Source organism: Nitrospirota bacterium, assembly GCA_020851375.1.
Taxonomy (GTDB): Bacteria; Nitrospirota; 9FT-COMBO-42-15; order HDB-SIOI813; family HDB-SIOI813; genus RBG-16-43-11.
This window is the reverse complement of the sequence record JADZCV010000013.1, coordinates 1-2980: the sequence shown is the minus strand read 5'-3', so window position 1 is coordinate 2980 and position 2980 is coordinate 1. Positions and strand designations below refer to the sequence as shown.

The window sequence follows — 2980 nt, the reverse complement described above, 5'->3', positions numbered from 1 at the left end:
CATCGGCTACACCAATGTAGGTTTCGTTGATCCGGGCCATATCAGAGTTGGCATAGCGGATGTTTTCTTTGACAAGTTTTCCACTTACAATCTGATTTACAGTCTCTCCGTTAGCCGGATTCTGACCGGCCATATCGGTCTCACTGTATATCCAGTTGTGATTGTCATAGAGTCCTGTATCCCACTCCTCCCGCCATCCGGCGCCATGAATGTATCCTGCCACAGCGTCTTCTTCAAGACCCATCCTGCCCCGGAAGACCAGTATATAACGATGATATTCGATGTTGTTATTTGGGAATGTAAAACTAAGGGTCGGACTCGTCCCCTGTGGCGCAATAAGTAGACTCCATGAACCCAGGAGATGCCTGTTACCATCAGTGGCGTCATAGTAGAGGCTAAAGGTGCCATCCATCTCTTCATCGGATAGATTAGTCACCCTTACCCCCTTGACTCCATCCACCCTGTCACCCTCATCCACCATAAAATCCAATTCTCCCCGGAAAAAATAGTCGATCAGCGCGGCAGAGTAACCTACGGCACGGGGAAGGAGAAGGGATGCATAGTCTTTGTAAATATTGTCGTCCAGCACAGGGGTCTCTTTAAGAAAAAGGGATAATGCCGGGTATTTCTGCCGGTAATGCTCAAGCCAGTCAACTGCCGCAAGCAGATAGCCCTGGCCATTATTTCTCTCACCCTCCTGCATCTTCAAATAATAGTGGCGGGTATAAGTGCCCCCTGAGTCACGAATAAATATACGGCTTGCCACCTGGGCAGAGGTCAAGCGGGGGAAGGTGATATCAGTAGAATCAATTGTGTCCTCGCTGAAGAAATTGGCGCTGGTGTACTCGGAAAGGCCGATAATATTACCTGCTGTAATATCCGGGTTTGTTCCATCATACTGATTGGTATCAATGAAAGAGGCAATGTCATTGATCGTACCATCAAAGAAGTGAGAACTCGTTGGTGCCGGCACACCAGATTTACTGACATATGATTCTGCATATTTTTCATAATTATAAAGCAGATGCCCATCGTCTCTTGTGTGGGCCGGCACGGACACATCCTGTACCAGGTGCATCAACTGACCCAGCCCCCTGAAGGTCTGGGCAAAGTTTGAGTTGCGTATATTTTGATCTGTTGAAGTAAGGGCAGTGAAGTAGTAGTTTCTAACATCACTCCAGGAGTAATAACCTCCAGGACTTTGGGTGCTTTGAGGCAACAAAGCCCACTGGGTGGATGACATCCCGGAAAGAAACCCTGTACCCCAGATACCACTGTAGCCCTCGTTGGTTATTGGGTTGTGAAAATGATTGACGGAACGGAGATAGGGAAGAGTCCAGGGCGGCTTGTCTTCGTATTCACCGCCGATTTCGAGCCATAACTCTACTCTTTGTCCATTAAAGGTTTCTCCAATCCCTTCTGGAAAGCCAAGATTGTTTTTCAGATAATAATCAACAGAAAACCCATCCAGTGTAGACTGCGCAATGTTCAAGTTTATCGCTTTGTGTGTTTCAACATTTAAAGCAAAAGTAATTTTATGGAAGGAAAATATTTGTAAAATAACAATAATAGTAAGTGCTATTTTTCTCATGATTACTCTCTCCCCATTTTTAAAATAAATTCACGAGCTTTATATGGATCTGATTTATCCAAACCTAAACTTTCTTCTTCCTCATTAATTAATCTGATAAGATTTTTTTGTTTCTCTAAAAAATCAAGAACAGTAGGAAGGCTTGGAATATTATTTCTTCTCTCCTCCCTCGTCTTTAGTTTGGGGAGTTCTACGACGCCGAAGGTAACCTTTGCCGGTTTAGGCTCTGCACCTATCTTCCATGGCTCCGTAACCCACACATCTTTTACTACACCCACTTCTCCAGAGAAAAACTCCTCAAAATGCACATTCATCCCCCTCGGCGGATTAATCCTCCAATCTGGGAAAGCACCATAACCGGGTTTGAAAATAATAAATGTTACAGTAAAATCAAATGACAGTGGGTCTGTGATGGAGGTATACGAGGGGACTAAAAAGCCCCCATCCTCCGCTGTCAAAACCTCTCGAATATCCTTTATCGCAGTATTCGATTCAGGGGCCAATCGTATCTCGCTTTTCTCATACACCGTCACCACTACAGCCCCTGCAATCGGCTTCCTGGTTTCTGCATCAATCACCTTTCCTCTGAACGCCGGCTTATGGTAAATAAGCCATGCATTAGAGGGAAGCGCACTTACTACTGAGAATAAAAGGATCACGAAAGAACCTATAAGACACTTTCTTAGCATAGAAACTTTCTCTAAAACCCTTGAATTTTCCACAGCCCCTGCCCATCCCGCATAAAGACCAACACATAGGAGAACTCCTCTCCCCCCTCGATACGCAGGAGTTCAAACTCCGCATGGTTTTCTTCAAGCCATAATAGGTGGCTTATATTGCTCATATCCGCTGCAATCTCCGGCAACACAGGGGCTAAAGCTGTAAACTGTTCCCTGTACCGGGCCTGACTTGCGTCAAGAAAATATACAAGGGATCCTTCTATATCTCCATTTGACAGTGCAACTCTCATCTCCTCCCACCTGGCCCGAAGCAGGGCATCCATCTCAGTGAAAGAGAGTACAGTAACAACTGCTGTGGCTTCATACCGGTTGTTCAGAGTATCTGTTACAATTACCCTCGGGAGGTACATGCCTGGATTTGTATAGGTGTTGGTTATCGTGAATAGCATTGCACCACTGGTATCTATAGTACCATTCCCATCCGTATCCCACTGATAATTAGCCACAGGGTTTGTGATGAATGCCTCTGCTTCAAGGGTCACTTCAAGCGGCTGGATACCGCTTTGTGGTATAACGGTGAGCGAGAGCGGGGAGACTTCCGGCACAAAGGTGACGGAGATCGAAGCGCTCACATCAAGTCCAGCGCCGTCTGTAGCCATTGCCGTGACAGTGTTCAGCCCTTCCTGAAGATAGACCTCTCCTGCAAAGT

Annotated in this window: 3 protein-coding genes; all 3 read right to left on the bottom strand. The window is 46.0% G+C overall.

Translation table 11 applies throughout. The features are described 5' to 3' along the window. On the bottom strand, nt 1–1591 hold a 1591-nt coding region (locus tag IT393_02960; protein ID MCC7201612.1), incomplete at its 3' end, for a hypothetical protein. 2 nt (nt 1592–1593) lie between these two features. Further along, nucleotides 1594–2313, bottom strand: coding sequence for a hypothetical protein (locus IT393_02955; protein MCC7201611.1), 720 nt, complete (start codon nt 2311–2313; stop codon nt 1594–1596). Next, nucleotides 2292–2980: PKD domain-containing protein (locus tag IT393_02950; GenBank protein MCC7201610.1), on the bottom strand; the 689-nt coding region annotated here is incomplete at its 5' end. The genes IT393_02955 and IT393_02950, both read right to left, overlap by 22 nt.